Source organism: Skermanella mucosa, from assembly GCF_016765655.2.
GTDB lineage: Bacteria > Pseudomonadota > Alphaproteobacteria > Azospirillales > Azospirillaceae > Skermanella > Skermanella mucosa.
The window spans coordinates 5,730,455-5,743,975 of the sequence record NZ_CP086106.1; the positions used below are offsets into that span (position 1 = coordinate 5,730,455).

Here is a 13,521-nt window from a genome sequence, read left to right on the forward strand (position 1 = left end):
GTTAGCGCCGGTACTCCGCCATGGCGTCGCTCAGCCACATCCAGGTGTATTCCGTGAAGGAGCGGCGCGGGTAGACGTCATAGGTGGGCGCGTCGTCGATCTGGTGCAGGATGATGCCGGCGCGCGCCAGCAGGGTCTGGGCGCACTGCCCGGGCCTGAAGCTCGCCGGGTGCAGGTCGAGGCTGCATCCCTTCATCATCGTCTCGCGGGCGCCGGGGCCGGTGAGGCGCAGGCGGGTCCTGTTGCCGGTCACGTCGGTGACGGCGGCATGCAGGTCGCCCAAGGCCTCGCGCAGGCGGGCGACCAGCGCGGTCTCCTCTCCCGGAGGAGTCACGAGAAGCCACTCGTCGGGACCGAGCCACAGCACGGTCACGTCGGCGGCAGACGTCACCGTGTTCGCGCTGAGCGGAAGGACGCAGCCCAGCACGGCGCCGACCGTGCGGACGAACCTGGGATCGGATGGCCGGCCGCGCAGGTTGATCTGGCCGGGCGGCGTCAGTTCGACCAGCCCGAGGCCGGGACCGCCGGCCAGCGCCGCGACGGCCTGGGTGAAGCGCTCGGCGCCGCCGCGCCGGAGCAGGGTGTCAGCCATGGAGACGCACTCCCTCGGGATCGTAGAACACGGGCTTTGTGACGGCGCATTTGACGGTCTTGTCGCCGGCCAGCGGCGCGTAGACATGCTGGCCCATCCGGTTGAAGCCGTCGGAGACCAGCGCCAGGGCGATCGAGCGGCCCAGCGTGTCGCTGAAATAGCTGGACGTGACGTGACCCAGCATGGCGACCGGCGGCTGGCCGCCGGCGGTGGCGGTCAGCTGCGCCCCTTCCGGCAGCACCTCGTTCGGGTCCTCGGTCAGCAATCCCACCAGTTGCTTGCGGTCGCTCCGCGCCGTGTCCTCCCGGGTGAAGGACCGCTTGCCGATGAAGTCGGCCTTCTGCTTGGACACGACCCAGCCCATGCCGAGGTCCTGGGGCGTCACCGTGGCGTCCGTCTCCTGGCCGACGATGATGTAGCCCTTCTCGGCGCGAAGCACGTGCATGGTCTCGGTGCCGTAGGGCGTGATGCCGTGCTTCTCGCCGACCCGCATGATCTCCTCCCAGAGATGCAGGCCGTGCTGGGCCGGCACGTTGATCTCGTAGGACAGTTCGCCGGTGAAGCTGATCCGGAAGATCCGGGCCGGGACGCCCGCGACGACCGCCTCGCGGTACGACATGTAGGGGAACGCCTCGGCGCTCAGGTCCAGTTCGGGCGCCAGTTCCGCCACCACCTCGCGGGCCTTCGGGCCGGCGACCGAGGCCGTCGCCCAGTGCTCGGTGACGGAGGTCAGGAACACGCGCAGGTCCGGCCACTCGGTCTGGATGTAGTCCTCCAGCCAGTCCAGCACCTTGGCGGCGTTGCCGGTGGTGGTGGTCATCAGGAAATGGTTGGGGCCGAGGCGCGTGGTGACGCCGTCGTCCATCACCATCCCGTCCTCCTTGCACATCACGCCGTATCGGCAGCGCCCCACCTCCAGCTTCAGGAAGGCGTTGGTGTAGACGCGGTTGAGAAGCTGCGCCGCGTCGGGTCCCTGGATGTCGATCTTGCCCAGGGTCGAGGCATCGAGCACGCCGACCGCGTTCCGAACCGCCCTGCATTCGCGCCGGACGGCGGCATGCATGTCCTCCGAGCCTTGGGGGAAGTACCAGGGGCGCTTCCACTGGCCGACATCCTCGAACGCGGCCTTGCGGGCGACGTGCCAGGAATGCATCGGCGTGACGCGGGCAGCGTCGGCCAGTTCGCCGACGTCGCGGCCGGCCAGCACGCCGTATGTCGTCGGCGTATAGGGCGGGCGGAAGGTGGTGGTGCCGACCTGCGGGATCGGCGAGGCCAGCGACTTCGCCAGGATCGCCAGGGCGTTGACGTTGGAGGTCTTGCCCTGGTCGGTGCCCATGCCTGTGGTCGTGTATCGCTTCAGGTGCTCGACCGACTGATAGCCTTCGCGGGACGCCAGCAGCACGTCGGCGGCGGACACGTCGTTCTGGAAATCGACGAAGTGCTTTGCCTTGCCGTGGCCGACCGGGGCCGTCGTCGGAACGATCCAGAGCGGCCGGATCGGCTGGTGCGGCACCGACGCCGCGGCCGGGACCGCCGGAGCCGAACCGTCGCCGTGGCCGGCCGCCCGGGCCGCCTCCGCGCCGGCGGCGGCGCCCTCCGCGAGGCAGCCGGGAAGATCGAAGGTCCCCTTGCAGGATCCCGCCGACCGCTCGGCCTGGACCGACACGCCCGGAACGAAGCAGGCCAGCGCATCGTCGTAGCGCAGCTTGCCGGTCGATTGGGAGAACAGGTGGACCGCCGGATTCCAGCCGCCCGACATGGCGACGAGGTCGCATTCGATCCGCGTCGGGGCGCCGATCACGCCTTCGCCGGGACCGTTCATCATCATGACCTCGACACCGGTGACCCGCTTGCCCCCCTGGGTCGCGGTGATCGCCGTGTTCGCCAGGATGCGCATGCCGCGCCGCTTCGCCTCGGCAGCCAGCGGGCCGCCGGCCTGGATGCGCAGGTCGACGATGGCGGCGATCTCGATCCCGGCGTCGTTCATGTCGAGGGCGGCGGCGTAGGCGCTGTCGTTGTTGGTCAGCACCACGGCGCGGCGGCCCGGCAGGGTTGCGAACCGGTTGACATATGTCCGCACGGCGCCCGCCAGCATGATGCCGGGACGGTCGTTGTCGGCGAACACCAGCGGGCGCTCGTGCGACCCGGTCGCCAGCACGACCTGCTTGGCACGGACCTTCCACAGGCGCTGGCGCGAGATCCCGGGCGCCGAGCCGCGCGGCAGATGGTCGGTCCGCCGCTCCGCCAGGATCAGGTAATTGTGGTCGTAGTAGCCGGTCACGGTGGTGCGCGGCAGCAGTCGCACCTCGGGGAAGGTCTTCAGCTCGGCGACCACGTCGCGCACCCAGTCGGCGGCCGGACGGCCGTCGATCGTCTCGTGCGTGCCGAGCAAGGAACCGCCGAACTCGTTCTGCTCGTCCGCCAGGATGACCCGGGCACCCGTCCGGGCGGCGGCCAGCGCCGCCATCAGTCCCGCGGGACCGGCGCCGGCGACCAGCACGTCGGCGTGGACATGCATCTTGTCGTAGAAGTCGGGATCAGGCTCGGCCGGGGCCTTGCCCAGACCCGCCGCCCGGCGGATCACCGGCTCGTAGACCTTCATCCAGAAGCTCTGCGGATGCATGAAAGTCTTGTAGTAGAAGCCCGCCACGAAGATCTTGGACAGCACGTTGTTGATGGCGCCCACGTCGGTCTCGACCGACGGCCAGGCGTTCTGGCTTCCGGCGACCAAGCCCTCGTAGATTTCGATCTGGGTGGCGCGCAGGTTCGGTTCGGTCCGGCCGCCGCGTTCCAGCTGGATCAGCGCGTTGGGCTCCTCCGATCCGGCGGACAGGATGCCGCGCGGCCGGTGGTACTTGAAGCTGCGGCCGACGAGATGGACGCCGTTGGCGAGCAGGGCGGAGGCCAGCGTGTCGCCCTCGAAACCCCGGTACCGGCGGCCGTTGAAGGTGAAACCGACGGGCCGGCCGCGGTCGATACGGCCGCCGGCGGACGTGCGGAGGGTCCCGCTGCTCATGATCCGCTCCCCTGCCTGGGTTCCTTGGTCCCGACCGCCTCTTCCACCGGCTGATCCGCGACGGCATCGGTGCCGCCGATCGGATAGACACGCAGGATCTGGTTGGTCACGGTATGGCGCTCGACGTTGAACCAGCGGCGGCAGCCATGGCTGTGGACCCAGCGTTCGCGGTGGGCGCCCTTGGGGTTTGTGCGCATGAACAGGAACTCGGCCCATTCGGCATCGCCGAGGGAAGACGGATCGGTCGGGCGGGCGCGGTGGGCTTCGCCGCCGTAGCCGAACTCGGTCTCGTCGCGCGGGCCGCACCAGGGGCAGTTGATCAGGAGCATGGCGGGTTCCTCAGACAGGGCTCAGTGGGCGACGGCGGCGGCGCCGTGCTCGTCGATCAGATGGCCGGTGGTGAAGCGTTCCAGGCCGAAGGCGGCGTTCAGCGCGTGCGGCTCGCCCCGGGCGATGGTGTGGGCGAAGACGAAGCCGGACCCCGGCGTCGCCTTGAAGCCGCCGGTTCCCCAGCCGCAGTTGATGAACAGGTTCTCCACCGGCGTCTTCGAGATGATCGGGCTGGCGTCGGGGCAGACATCGACGATGCCGCCCCACTGGCGCAGCATGCGCAGCCGGCTGAAGATCGGGAACAGCTCCAGCAATGCCCCCATCTGGTGCTCGATCACGTGGAAGCTGCCGCGCTGGCCGTAGCCGGTATAGGCGTCGATGCCCGCCCCCATGACCAGCTCGCCCTTGTCGGACTGGCTGACATAGACATGGACGGTGTTGGACATCACGACGCAGTCGATCACCGGCTTGACCGGCTCCGACACCAGCGCCTGGAGGGGATGGCTCTCCACCGGAAGCCGCAGGTCGGCCATGCCGGCGACCACGCTGGAATGGCCGGCGGCGACGATGCCGACCTTGCCGGCCTTGACGAACCCCATGGAGGTCTCGACCCCGACCACCTTGCCGTTCTCGCGGCGGATGCCGGTGACTTCGCAGTTCTGGATGATGTCGACGCCCCGCGCGCTGGCCGCCCGGGCGAAGCCCCAGGCGACCGCGTCGTGGCGGGCGGTGCCGGCGCGACGCTGCAGGGTGCCGCCCATGATCGGGTAGCGGACATCCTTCGAGATGTTGATGATCGGGCAGAATTCCTTGACCTGCTCGGCCGTCATCCATTCGCTGTCGATGCCGTTGAGCCGCAGGGCGTTGACCCGGCGCATGCCCTCGCGCACGTCGCCCAGGTTATGGGCGAGGTTGAGCACGCCGCGCTGGCTGAACATGATGTTGTAGTTCAGCTCCTGGCTCAGCCCCTCGTAGAGCTGGAGCGACTTCTCGTAGAGCGCCGCGCTCTCGTCCCACAGGTAGTTGGACCGGATGATGGTGGTGTTGCGGCCGGTGTTGCCGCCGCCCAGCCAGCTCCGCTCGATCACGGCCACGTTGGTGATGCCGTGCTCCTTGGCGAGGTAGTAGGCCGTCGCCAGCCCGTGCCCGCCGCCGCCGATGATCACGACGTCGTAGCCGTCGGCTTTCGGCCGGTTGTCGCGCCACGCGCGGTCCCAATTCTGGTGGTGGGACGCCGCGTTCTTCACGAGGGAGAAAATCGAGTATTTCGCCATGCCAGCCTCACCCTGTACCGTGGGCCGAGGCTATCCCGGAAACGCACCCGGCCGCTAGAATGCAGCAGCCGATTCGGCATAACGGAAGCGACACGGCACCCTTCGGACACGTCAGAAATCTACAATGGGCACTTCACCTTCCGTCACGGCACCCGGGCCTTCCGCCGCCACCGGCCGCGCCACGCTGATCGGCATCTCCGCGATCCTGATGTGGGCGCTGCTGGCGCCGCTCACGGCGCTGACCGGCGCGCTGCCGCCGTTCCAGACCGTGGCGGTCGCCTTCGCGATCGGGGGACTGACGGGCATCTGCGGCACGCTGGCGGGCGGGCGGAGCCCGGTGCGGGCGATGCGCCAGCCGGCGGCCGCCTGGGCCTTGAGCGTCGGCGGCCTGTTCGGCTTCCACTTCCTGTATTTCCTGTCGCTCAAGTCGGCCCCGCCGGTCGAGGCCAACCTGATCAATTATCTGTGGCCGCTGTTCATCGTGCTGTTCTCGGCCCTGCTGCCGGGCGAGCGCCTGCGCTGGTGGCACATCGCCGGCGCCTTCGCCGGCCTGGCGGGCACGGCCCTGCTGGTGACGCGGGGCGGCGGCTTGGCGGTCCGCACCGAGTACCTGCCGGGCTACGTCGCGGCGCTGGGCAGCGCCCTGATCTGGACGACCTATTCGCTGCTGAACCGGCGCTTCGGGCAGGTGCCGACGGATGCGGTCGCGGGCTTCTGCCTCGCGACGGCGGTACTGGCTTTTGTGTGCCATCTGGCCTGGGAGACGACGGTCTGGCCGGACGACACGGTCGGCTGGGCGGCGTTGATCGGGTTGGGGATCGGGCCGGTAGGCGCCGCCTTCTTCGCCTGGGACCATGGCGTCAAGCGCGGCGACATCCGGGCGCTGGGCGCCTTGTCCTATGGGGCACCGCTGATCTCGACGCTGCTGATGATCACCTTCGGGCTGGCCGAGGGTCACTGGACGGTATGGGCGGCCTGCGCGCTGATCGTGGGCGGAGCGCTGCTGGCAAGCCGGGAAATGCTGCGGCGGTAGCGTGCCGGCCGGCAGGTGGCCGGGTTGGCAGCATCTTTTTTTCTGGCCACAGATGACGCAGATGGACAGAGATGAATGCTGGTCCGCGAACGCATCGGCCGAATGTTATTGACAGCGATCACCATTGTACATAAATCTGTACAACAACATGGCGGGGGCTGGGGCGATGGGACATGTCAGCTATACTGAACTTCGGCAAAACCTGGCCCGGTACATGGATGAGGTATGCGACAGCAACGCGCCCCTCGTCGTCACGCGGCAGAATGCGCGCCCTGTCGTGATGATCAGCCAGGATGAGTACGAAAGCATGGCGGCGACCCTCCACCTGATCAAGTCGCCTCGCAACGCCCTTCGGCTCATCGAGTCCATGGAGGACGCCGAAGCTGGCCGGGTAAGCGAACGGGGATTGATAGAGGTGGACGACGAGGCGGAAACCGACCTTCGCACCGGCGACGGTGAGCCGGATTGACGAGACTCGCCTGGACCGACGCTGCTTGGGAAGATTATACTTGGTGGCAGGAGAACGATCGTAAGACGGCCCGCAGGATCAACGAATTGATCAAGAGCGCCTTGCGGACGCCCTTCGACGGCGTTGGAAAGCCTGAGCCATTGAAAGGTGACTGGGCGGGTTGGTGGTCCAGGCGGATAACCTTGGAGCACCGTCTGGTGTATCAAATCTCCAGGATCAACGGCGACGAGACATTGATCATCGCTCAATGCCGTTATCACTACTGATCCGGCGACCGGCGTCAGACTATGGTCACGTCTCGGCACTTCAGCAGGAACGTGCAGGAGGAATGTGATTTCTTCCTCTCCGGCCGGATTCAGGTCAAGCCGCGAAGCGGATCGTCGAGGATATCTCATCAAATTTCATGGAAAGCCGGCCGGACTGATCCCGGTCGACCAAGCCAATTTCTTCAAGTGCCACGACATCCTCATGGACCCGTTTGACATCCCGTCCCAGTTCCCTCGATAGAGCTCGGATACTGGCCGCGGGCGCGCGCCGCAGGTGGCGCAGCAGTTCAAAGCGTTTCGGTGTCAGGACGGCGCAGAGGGCACTCCAGTCCTCGAAGTAGAGATGGTCGGTCGCCTCAACGTCCTGGCCGGCCTCAGCTGCTTTCCAAGCGCTCGCAACCTCGGTCGCCGCCTGCTCCAGAGCGCCTCGCGTGACGCGGATTTCACGCTTAATGATCCCACTCTCATCCATGATCCCGCCTCCAATCAGCTACCGCTTTCAGAAAATCAGCCACAAGGCTATCCACGTCCGTGAAATGATAGGGTTCCTCATGGTCACGTCGGTGCTGATGGTCACCCTTCCCTCTTTCATTGTCGAAGCCGACCATCCGTTGCCCATCGACGATGTATACCAAGCGGTACTTGAAGCTGTGCTTGGATGGTGGGACAGGCTCCGGCACACTCCAGACCACCAGTTCGGCGAAATCGCGGTTACCGAAGGCAACGCGACGTCGGATCAAGAGCTTGGCGGTCATGTTGGCATTTTACGCCAACACCTTTGTCGGGGTCAAGAGCCAACGTAAATGCGGCCATGGCCGTCAGTTTGATCCTGGGTGGTCCCGGCGCATCACCTTGGAAAATCGCTTGGTACACCAAGCCTTTGGAAAGGGTGCGGGAGAGACATCAATCATTGCTCAATGCCGCCGCAACTCCTGTCCGCCCAATCCAAGTGCCGTCGGTGTTTCCTGAGTTTATCCGGGCTATCCGTGGCCCGGATACGTGATGTTCCGTTTCCCAGCGTCTGACGGCCACCGTCACTCGAACAAGCGCCGGTCCGGCGGCACGAGGTCCCGGTCCAGCGCCAGCGCCGTCACCGCCCGCAGTCCGTCCGCCAGCACCGCCGGCTCCGGTGCCGGCCCGTCCCGCCGCAGCTCGCTCGGGCTGACGCCGTAGACTTCGCGGAACTGGCGGGAGAAGTGGGCGCAATCGGCGAAGCCTGTCTCCTGGGCGATGTCCGTCACCGACCGGGCGGAGTTGCGCAGCAGCCAGTGGCCGTAGCGAAGGCGAAGCAGGCGGTAGAAGCCGGTCGGGCTCATCGCCGTGGCATCGCGGAACAGCCGCTCGAACTGGCGGGTGCTGACGCTCAGGCGGGATGCTATCTGCTCGACCGTCAGCGGATCGCTCAGGTTCTGCTCCATGAGAAGCAGCGCGCGGCGGACGCGGTCGTTGACGACGGCGGCCGCCCCTTCCATCGAGGCGGTCGGCGGCTGGGGCTGCGACTGGCCGGGCGGACGGGCCTTGTCGATCAACATGATGTGCATCGTCTTCTGGGCGCAGGCGGAGCCCAGGTGCCGCTCGATCAGGAAGGCGGCGAGGTCGGCGACACCCGCCCCGCCGGCGCAGGTGATGCGGTCGCGGTCCACGACGTAGAGCTGTTCCGCCACCGGCTGGTGGTCGGGGAACTCCTCCAGGTAGTCGCGGTAATGGTACCAGCTCACGCAGCAGCGCCGGTTGCGCATCAGTCCGGCGCGGCTGAGCACGAAGCTGCCGGTGCAGACCCCGACCAGCCCGACGCCTTGCGCCGCAGCGGTGCGCAGGTATTCGACCGCCTGCGCGTCCAGCTGCGGGCCGGCGTGCAGCAGCCCGCCGACCACCACGATGTAGTCGAACTGGCGCGGGTCCTGGAACGCTTCCCAGCGGGCGACCGGGATGCCGCAGCTCGACCTGACCGGTTCGGGCGAGGAGCCCATGATGGTCCAGCGGCAGCGGATCTGCCGGCTGCCGTCGCCATCGTCGGCGGCCAGCCGCAGCGCGTCCATGAAGGTCGACAGCGCCGTCAGCGTGAAGTTGTTGGTCAGGACGAACCCGACGGAAAGGCCGGTGCGGCTCATTTCGCCACCGCGGGCTGGCGGGTCGCCTCGACCAGGGGGCGGACGCGGTGGCTGCTCTGGTCGTTGCGCGGCGCCACGCCGAAATAGTCGCGGTAGCATTTGCTGAAGTGGGTCGCGGAGACGAAGCCGCAGCTGATCGCCACCTCCATGACCGACATGCGGGTCTGGCACAGCAGCTGGCGCGCCCGCTGGAGCCGCAGGCCCAGGTAATAGCGCGCGGGAGAGCAGTTCATGAACTTGCGGAACAGCCGCTCGACGTTGCGCCGCGACTGGCCCAGCCGGCTGGACAGGGTCAGCAGGTCCAACGGCTCCTCGATGTTCTCCAGCATCAGCTTGACGGCGGCGGCCAGCTCCTCGCGCTCGATGGCGGGATCGGGCTGGATCGCCTCGCGCTGGCGGACCGATCCCTGGCGGATCTTTTCGTGCAGGAGCTGTTCGGCGATCGATACCGCCAGCTTATCGCCATGGGTCCGGGCGATGCGGTGGAGCATCATGTCCATCGCCGCCGTCCCGCCGGCGCAGGTGAAGCGGTTGCGGTCGACGGTGAACAGCTCGTCGGTCGCCTCGATCTCCGGATAAGTTTCCGAGAAGCCGGCCAGGTTCTCCCAGTGGATCGTGCAGCGGTATCCGTTCAGCAGGCCGGCCCGGGCGAGGATGTGGCTGGCGGTGCAGAGAGAGCCGAACTCCACCCCCTGCGCGGCCCGCCGCCGCAGCCAGGACAGCACGGCGCGGTCCTCGTACCAGTGGCCGTCGATGCCGCTGCACAGGACGATGGCGGGGATGTGGGGCGCCGCATCGATGCCGTGGTCCACCGCGATGCGCAGCCCGCAGCTCGCTTCCCCCGGCGCCCCGTCGGGGGAGAGCAGCACCCAGCGGTACAGTTCGCGCCCGCTGATGTGGTTGGCGAGCCGGAGGGGCTCCAGGGCCGCGGTGAACGCGATCATCGAGAACCGGGGAATCAGCAGAAACCCCACTGTCTCAGGCGTGCTCACGGTATGGCCCATGACTGGAGAGACCTCTCAGGACGCGCGGTTCACCGATGTATGCAGATTATGACTTCACCTTCTGGGCATCACCAAGGCAAGAGACGTTGCTTGGATCATCCGAAAGGGTTTCGAATACTCCCGGCTCACCCGGCGGAGCGATAGCTGGAAACCGCCCCTCCGGCCGAAACCGGCCGCCGGGCCGGAGCATCCCCCGCGACAAAGTAGGGCACGTCGGCGCGCGGCAGTGCGTCCCGCCCCCGGATCGCGTCGGCCAGCTTCTCCGCCATCATGATGGTCGGCGCGTTCAGGTTCCCCGTGGTGATCTGCGGCATGATCGAGGCGTCGATCACGCGAAGCCCGTCCACCCCGTGGACCCTGCCCTGCCCATCGACCACGGCCATGTCGTCGGTGCCCATCCGGCACGAGCAGGACGGGTGATAGGCGGTCTCGCCATGCTGGCGGACGAACTCGTCCAGCTCCGCGTCGGACTGGAAATCCACGCCGGGGCTGATCTCCCGCCCGCGGTAGGGGTCCAGCGCCGGCTGCGCCATGATCTCGCGGGTGATCCGGATGGCGTCGCGGAACTCCCGCCAGTCCTGGTCGGCGGACATGTAGTTGAACAGGATGCTCGGCGCCTCGCGCGGGTCGCGCGACTTCGCATGGATGCGGCCCCGGCTGGGCGACCGCATGGAGCCCACATGGGCCTGGAAGCCGTGGGCGTTCACCGCGTTGGTGCCGTTGTAGTTAATCGCCACGGGCAGGAAATGGTACTGGATGTTCGGCCAGGCGAAGCTCTCGTCGGAGCGGATGAAGCCGCCCGCCTCGAACTGGTTGCTGGCCCCGGTGCCGGTGCCCATGAACAGCCACTCCGCCCCGATCGCCGGCTGGTTCCACCATTTCAGCGCCGGATAGAGCGACACCGGCTGGGTGCACTCGTATTGCAGGTACATCTCCAGATGATCCTGGAGGTTGGCGCCGACGCCCGGGATCTCCGCCACCAGGGGCACGCCGAGGCCGCGCAGCAGGTCGGCGGGACCGAGGCCCGAGCGCTGCAGCAGGGCCGGCGAGGCGATGGCGCCGGCGCACACCAGGACCTCGCGGCGGGCATGCGCCGTCACCGGCTTGTCCTTTTGCAGGTACGACACGCCGATGGCGCGCTTGCCGTCGAACAGGACCCGGTCGCTCAGCGCGTGGGTGACGACGGTGAGGCCCGGTCTGCCCTTCGCCATGTCCAGGTAGCCCCGCGCGGTGCTGGCCCGGCGCCCCTGGGGCGTGACGGTCCGGTCCATCGGGCCGAAACCTTCCTGCCGGTAGCCGTTCAGGTCGTCGGTGTGGGGATATCCCGCCTGGACCCCCGCTTCGATCATGGCATGGTAGAGCGGGTTGTTATGGGTCTTCGGCGTCGCCACGCTGACCGGCCCGTCGCCGCCATGGTACTCGTTGGGGCCGATGTCGCGGCTTTCCGCCTTGCGGAAATAGGGCAGGCAGTCGCGGTAGCTCCAGCCGTCCAGGCCGAACTGCTCCGCCCAGTTGTCGTAGTCCATCGCGTTGCCGCGGATGTAGCACATGCCGTTGATCAGCGAGGAGCCGCCCAGGCCCTTGCCCCGGCCGCATTCCATGCGCCGGTTGTTCATGAAGGGCTCAGGCTCGGTCAGGTAAGCCCAGTTGTAGCGCCGCCCCTGGAGCGGAAAGGCCAGCGCCGCCGGCATCTGGGTTCGGAAATCCATCCGGTGGTCCGGCCCGCCGGCCTCCAGCAGCAGGACGCTGACTCCCTCGTCCTCGGTCAGGCGGGCGGCCAGCACGTTCCCGGCCGAGCCGGCGCCGACGATGATGTAGTCGAACTCCTGGATGGTAGGCATCGTTCAGGTCCCTCCTGGAAAGACGGGAGCGTTTCAAAAACCCGGAAGATCAGAATACGGAGGCGAAATCGCCCAGCTCGACCTGGACCGACTTGATCCGGGTATAGTGTTCGAGCGTGCCGAGGCCGTTCTCGCGGCCGATGCCCGATTGCTTGTACCCGCCGACCGGCATCTCGGGCGGTGACTCGCCCCAGCTGTTGATCCAGCAGATGCCCGCTTCGAGCCTGTGGATCACGCGGTGCGCGGTGGTCAGGCTCTCGGTCACCAAGCCGGCGGCGAGGCCGTAGGACGTGGCGTTGGCGCGGCGGACCACCTCGTCCTCGTCGTCGAAGCCCAGCAGGCTCATGACCGGGCCAAAGATCTCCTCCCGCACGATCGCCATGTCGTCGCGGCAGTCGGCGAAGACCGTGGGCTCGACGAAGGCGCCCTTGTCGAACGGAGCCGTCGTGACGCGGGAGCCGCCGGCCAGCAGGGTGGCGCCTTCCTTGCGGCCCAGATCGATGTAGCGAAGCACCTTCTCCAGGTGGCCGAAGCTGGACAGCGGGCCGAAATTGGTCCGCGGGTCGAGCGGATCGCCCAGCCGGATGCGCTTGACGCGCTCCAGAAGCCGCGACTGGAAATCCGCCATGACGGAGCGGTGGACGAAGACCCGGGTGCCGTTGGTGCAGACCTGGCCGGAACTGTAAAAGTTCGCCATCATCGCGATGTCGGCGGCGCGGTCCAGGTCGGCGTCGGGGAAGACGATCAGCGGCGACTTGCCGCCCAGTTCCATCGTCACTTCCTTCAACGTGGAGCCGCCGGCCGCCGCCATCACCTTGCGGCCGGTCTCGACGCCACCGGTGAAGGAGATCTTCTCGATGCCGGGATGCCCGGCCAGCAGCGCGCCGACCCGGCCATCACCCTGGACGACGTTGAACACGCCGTCGGGCAATCCCGCTTCCGTGTAGATCTCCGCCAGCTTCAGGGCGGTCAGCGGGGTGATCTCGCTGGGTTTGAAGATCATCGCGTTGCCGGCGGCCAGCGCCGGGGCGGACTTCCACAGGGCGATCTGGATCGGGTAGTTCCAGGCGCCGATGCCGGCGACCACGCCCAAGGGCTCCCGCCTGGTATAGACGAAGGACGAGGCGCGCAGCGGGATCTGCTGCCCCTCGATCGCCGGAACCAGCCCGGCATAGTATTCCAGCACGTCGGCGCCGGTCACGATGTCCACGGCGCTCGTCTCGCTGAGCGGCTTGCCGGTATCCAGCGTCTCCAGTTCGGCCAATTCGTCGTTGCGCTCCCGCAGGATCTCGACGGCGCGACGCAGGACGCGGGAGCGCTGCATGGCGGACAGATCCACCCAGGCCCGCTGGCCTTCCCGCGCGCTGGCGACGGCTCGGTCGATGTCGGCGGCCGAGGCTTGGCTCACTTCGGCCAGCACCTCGCCGGTGGCCGGATTGACCGTGGTGAAGGCGCCGCCACCCTCGGCCGCCGAAGCGCTGCCATGAATGTAAAGCTGCTGCTGCCCGAACCTGGCCATCACACCCTCCCCGTCCCGCATATACCGATCGTTCCGTTCCGATCCGTTTCGATGTAATGGTTTTAT

The 13,521-nt window shown here is 67.5% G+C and carries 13 protein-coding genes; 3 read left to right on the plus strand and 10 right to left on the minus strand.

Annotated elements, in window-relative coordinates:
• Position 1: 1 nt before the first annotated feature.
• Genes JL100_RS26590 through JL100_RS26605 form a run of 4 tightly spaced genes read right to left on the minus strand, consistent with a single transcriptional unit; the run spans position 2 to position 5,212 of the window.
• Positions 2-592 carry a sarcosine oxidase subunit gamma gene (locus JL100_RS26590; protein WP_202683574.1) on the minus strand — a complete coding sequence of 197 codons (591 nt, stop codon included), beginning with the start codon at positions 590-592 and terminating at the stop codon, positions 2-4.
• Positions 585-3,608, minus strand: coding sequence for a sarcosine oxidase subunit alpha (locus JL100_RS26595; RefSeq protein ID WP_202683573.1), 3,024 nt, complete (start codon positions 3,606-3,608; stop codon positions 585-587). The genes JL100_RS26590 and JL100_RS26595 overlap by 8 nt, the downstream gene beginning before the upstream one ends.
• Positions 3,605-3,937, minus strand: a complete 333-nt coding sequence (locus JL100_RS26600; protein ID WP_202683572.1) for a sarcosine oxidase subunit delta — start codon at positions 3,935-3,937, stop codon at positions 3,605-3,607. Before JL100_RS26600 ends, JL100_RS26595 begins: the two co-directional genes overlap by 4 nt.
• Positions 3,938-3,958: 21 nt before the next feature.
• Positions 3,959-5,212 (minus strand): sarcosine oxidase subunit beta family protein, encoded by a 1,254-nt coding sequence (locus JL100_RS26605; protein ID WP_202683571.1) that lies wholly within the window; start codon positions 5,210-5,212, stop codon positions 3,959-3,961.
• A gap of 124 nt (positions 5,213-5,336) precedes the next feature.
• Here JL100_RS26605 and yddG point away from each other — a divergent pair, with 124 nt between their 5' ends.
• The 3 genes from yddG to JL100_RS26620 all read left to right on the plus strand — a co-directional run bounded on the left by yddG (position 5,337) and on the right by JL100_RS26620 (position 6,980).
• The gene (yddG, locus tag JL100_RS26610; protein ID WP_202683570.1) at positions 5,337-6,245 is read left to right on the plus strand and encodes an aromatic amino acid exporter YddG; all 909 of its coding nucleotides are present in this window, start codon (positions 5,337-5,339) and stop codon (positions 6,243-6,245) included.
• A gap of 166 nt (positions 6,246-6,411) precedes the next feature.
• On the plus strand, positions 6,412-6,714 hold the full coding sequence (locus tag JL100_RS26615; RefSeq protein ID WP_202683569.1) for a type II toxin-antitoxin system Phd/YefM family antitoxin: 303 nt from the start codon (positions 6,412-6,414) through the stop codon (positions 6,712-6,714).
• Positions 6,711-6,980: a Txe/YoeB family addiction module toxin gene (locus tag JL100_RS26620; protein WP_202683568.1), complete on the plus strand. Its 270-nt coding sequence runs from the start codon at positions 6,711-6,713 to the stop codon at positions 6,978-6,980. The genes JL100_RS26615 and JL100_RS26620 overlap by 4 nt, the downstream gene beginning before the upstream one ends.
• Positions 6,981-7,074: 94 nt before the next feature.
• On the opposite strand, the gene JL100_RS26625 is transcribed toward JL100_RS26620, so the two are convergent.
• The 6 genes from JL100_RS26625 to betB form a co-directional block, all read right to left on the minus strand.
• On the minus strand, positions 7,075-7,452 hold the full coding sequence (locus JL100_RS26625; RefSeq protein ID WP_202683567.1) for an HVO_A0114 family putative DNA-binding protein: 378 nt from the start codon (positions 7,450-7,452) through the stop codon (positions 7,075-7,077).
• Positions 7,445-7,735, minus strand: coding sequence for a toxin-antitoxin system TumE family protein (locus JL100_RS26630; RefSeq protein ID WP_202683566.1), 291 nt, complete (start codon positions 7,733-7,735; stop codon positions 7,445-7,447). Before JL100_RS26630 ends, JL100_RS26625 begins: the two co-directional genes overlap by 8 nt.
• Positions 7,736-8,014: 279 nt before the next feature.
• Positions 8,015-9,091 (minus strand): GlxA family transcriptional regulator, encoded by a 1,077-nt coding sequence (locus JL100_RS26635; RefSeq protein WP_202683565.1) that lies wholly within the window; start codon positions 9,089-9,091, stop codon positions 8,015-8,017.
• Positions 9,088-10,083 carry a GlxA family transcriptional regulator gene (locus tag JL100_RS26640; protein ID WP_228420925.1) on the minus strand — a complete coding sequence of 332 codons (996 nt, stop codon included), beginning with the start codon at positions 10,081-10,083 and terminating at the stop codon, positions 9,088-9,090. Before JL100_RS26640 ends, JL100_RS26635 begins: the two co-directional genes overlap by 4 nt.
• 137 nt (positions 10,084-10,220) lie before the next feature.
• Complete coding sequence (gene betA, locus JL100_RS26645; protein WP_202683563.1) at positions 10,221-11,936, minus strand: choline dehydrogenase; 1,716 nt, start codon at positions 11,934-11,936, stop codon at positions 10,221-10,223.
• A gap of 49 nt (positions 11,937-11,985) precedes the next feature.
• Positions 11,986-13,455: a betaine-aldehyde dehydrogenase gene (betB, locus tag JL100_RS26650; protein WP_202683562.1), complete on the minus strand. Its 1,470-nt coding sequence runs from the start codon at positions 13,453-13,455 to the stop codon at positions 11,986-11,988.
• Positions 13,456-13,521 lie beyond the last annotated feature (66 nt).

Bases quoted from the DNA above. Each gene is read 5' to 3' on its own strand.
- yddG (WP_202683570.1), top strand. From the start codon at position 5,337: ATGGGCACTTCACCTTCCGTCACGGCACCCGGGCCTTCCGCCGCCACC.
- JL100_RS26590 (WP_202683574.1), bottom strand. From the start codon at position 592: ATGGCTGACACCCTGCTCCGGCGCGGCGGCGCCGAGCGCTTCACCCAG.
- JL100_RS26600 (WP_202683572.1), bottom strand. From the start codon at position 3,937: ATGCTCCTGATCAACTGCCCCTGGTGCGGCCCGCGCGACGAGACCGAG.
- betB (WP_202683562.1), bottom strand. From the start codon at position 13,455: ATGGCCAGGTTCGGGCAGCAGCAGCTTTACATTCATGGCAGCGCTTCG.
- JL100_RS26625 (WP_202683567.1), bottom strand. From the start codon at position 7,452: ATGGATGAGAGTGGGATCATTAAGCGTGAAATCCGCGTCACGCGAGGC.
- JL100_RS26630 (WP_202683566.1), bottom strand. From the start codon at position 7,735: ATGACCGCCAAGCTCTTGATCCGACGTCGCGTTGCCTTCGGTAACCGC.
- JL100_RS26605 (WP_202683571.1), bottom strand. From the start codon at position 5,212: ATGGCGAAATACTCGATTTTCTCCCTCGTGAAGAACGCGGCGTCCCAC.
- JL100_RS26595 (WP_202683573.1), bottom strand. From the start codon at position 3,608: ATGAGCAGCGGGACCCTCCGCACGTCCGCCGGCGGCCGTATCGACCGC.
- betA (WP_202683563.1), bottom strand. From the start codon at position 11,936: ATGCCTACCATCCAGGAGTTCGACTACATCATCGTCGGCGCCGGCTCG.
- JL100_RS26635 (WP_202683565.1), bottom strand. From the start codon at position 9,091: ATGAGCCGCACCGGCCTTTCCGTCGGGTTCGTCCTGACCAACAACTTC.
- JL100_RS26615 (WP_202683569.1), top strand. From the start codon at position 6,412: ATGGGACATGTCAGCTATACTGAACTTCGGCAAAACCTGGCCCGGTAC.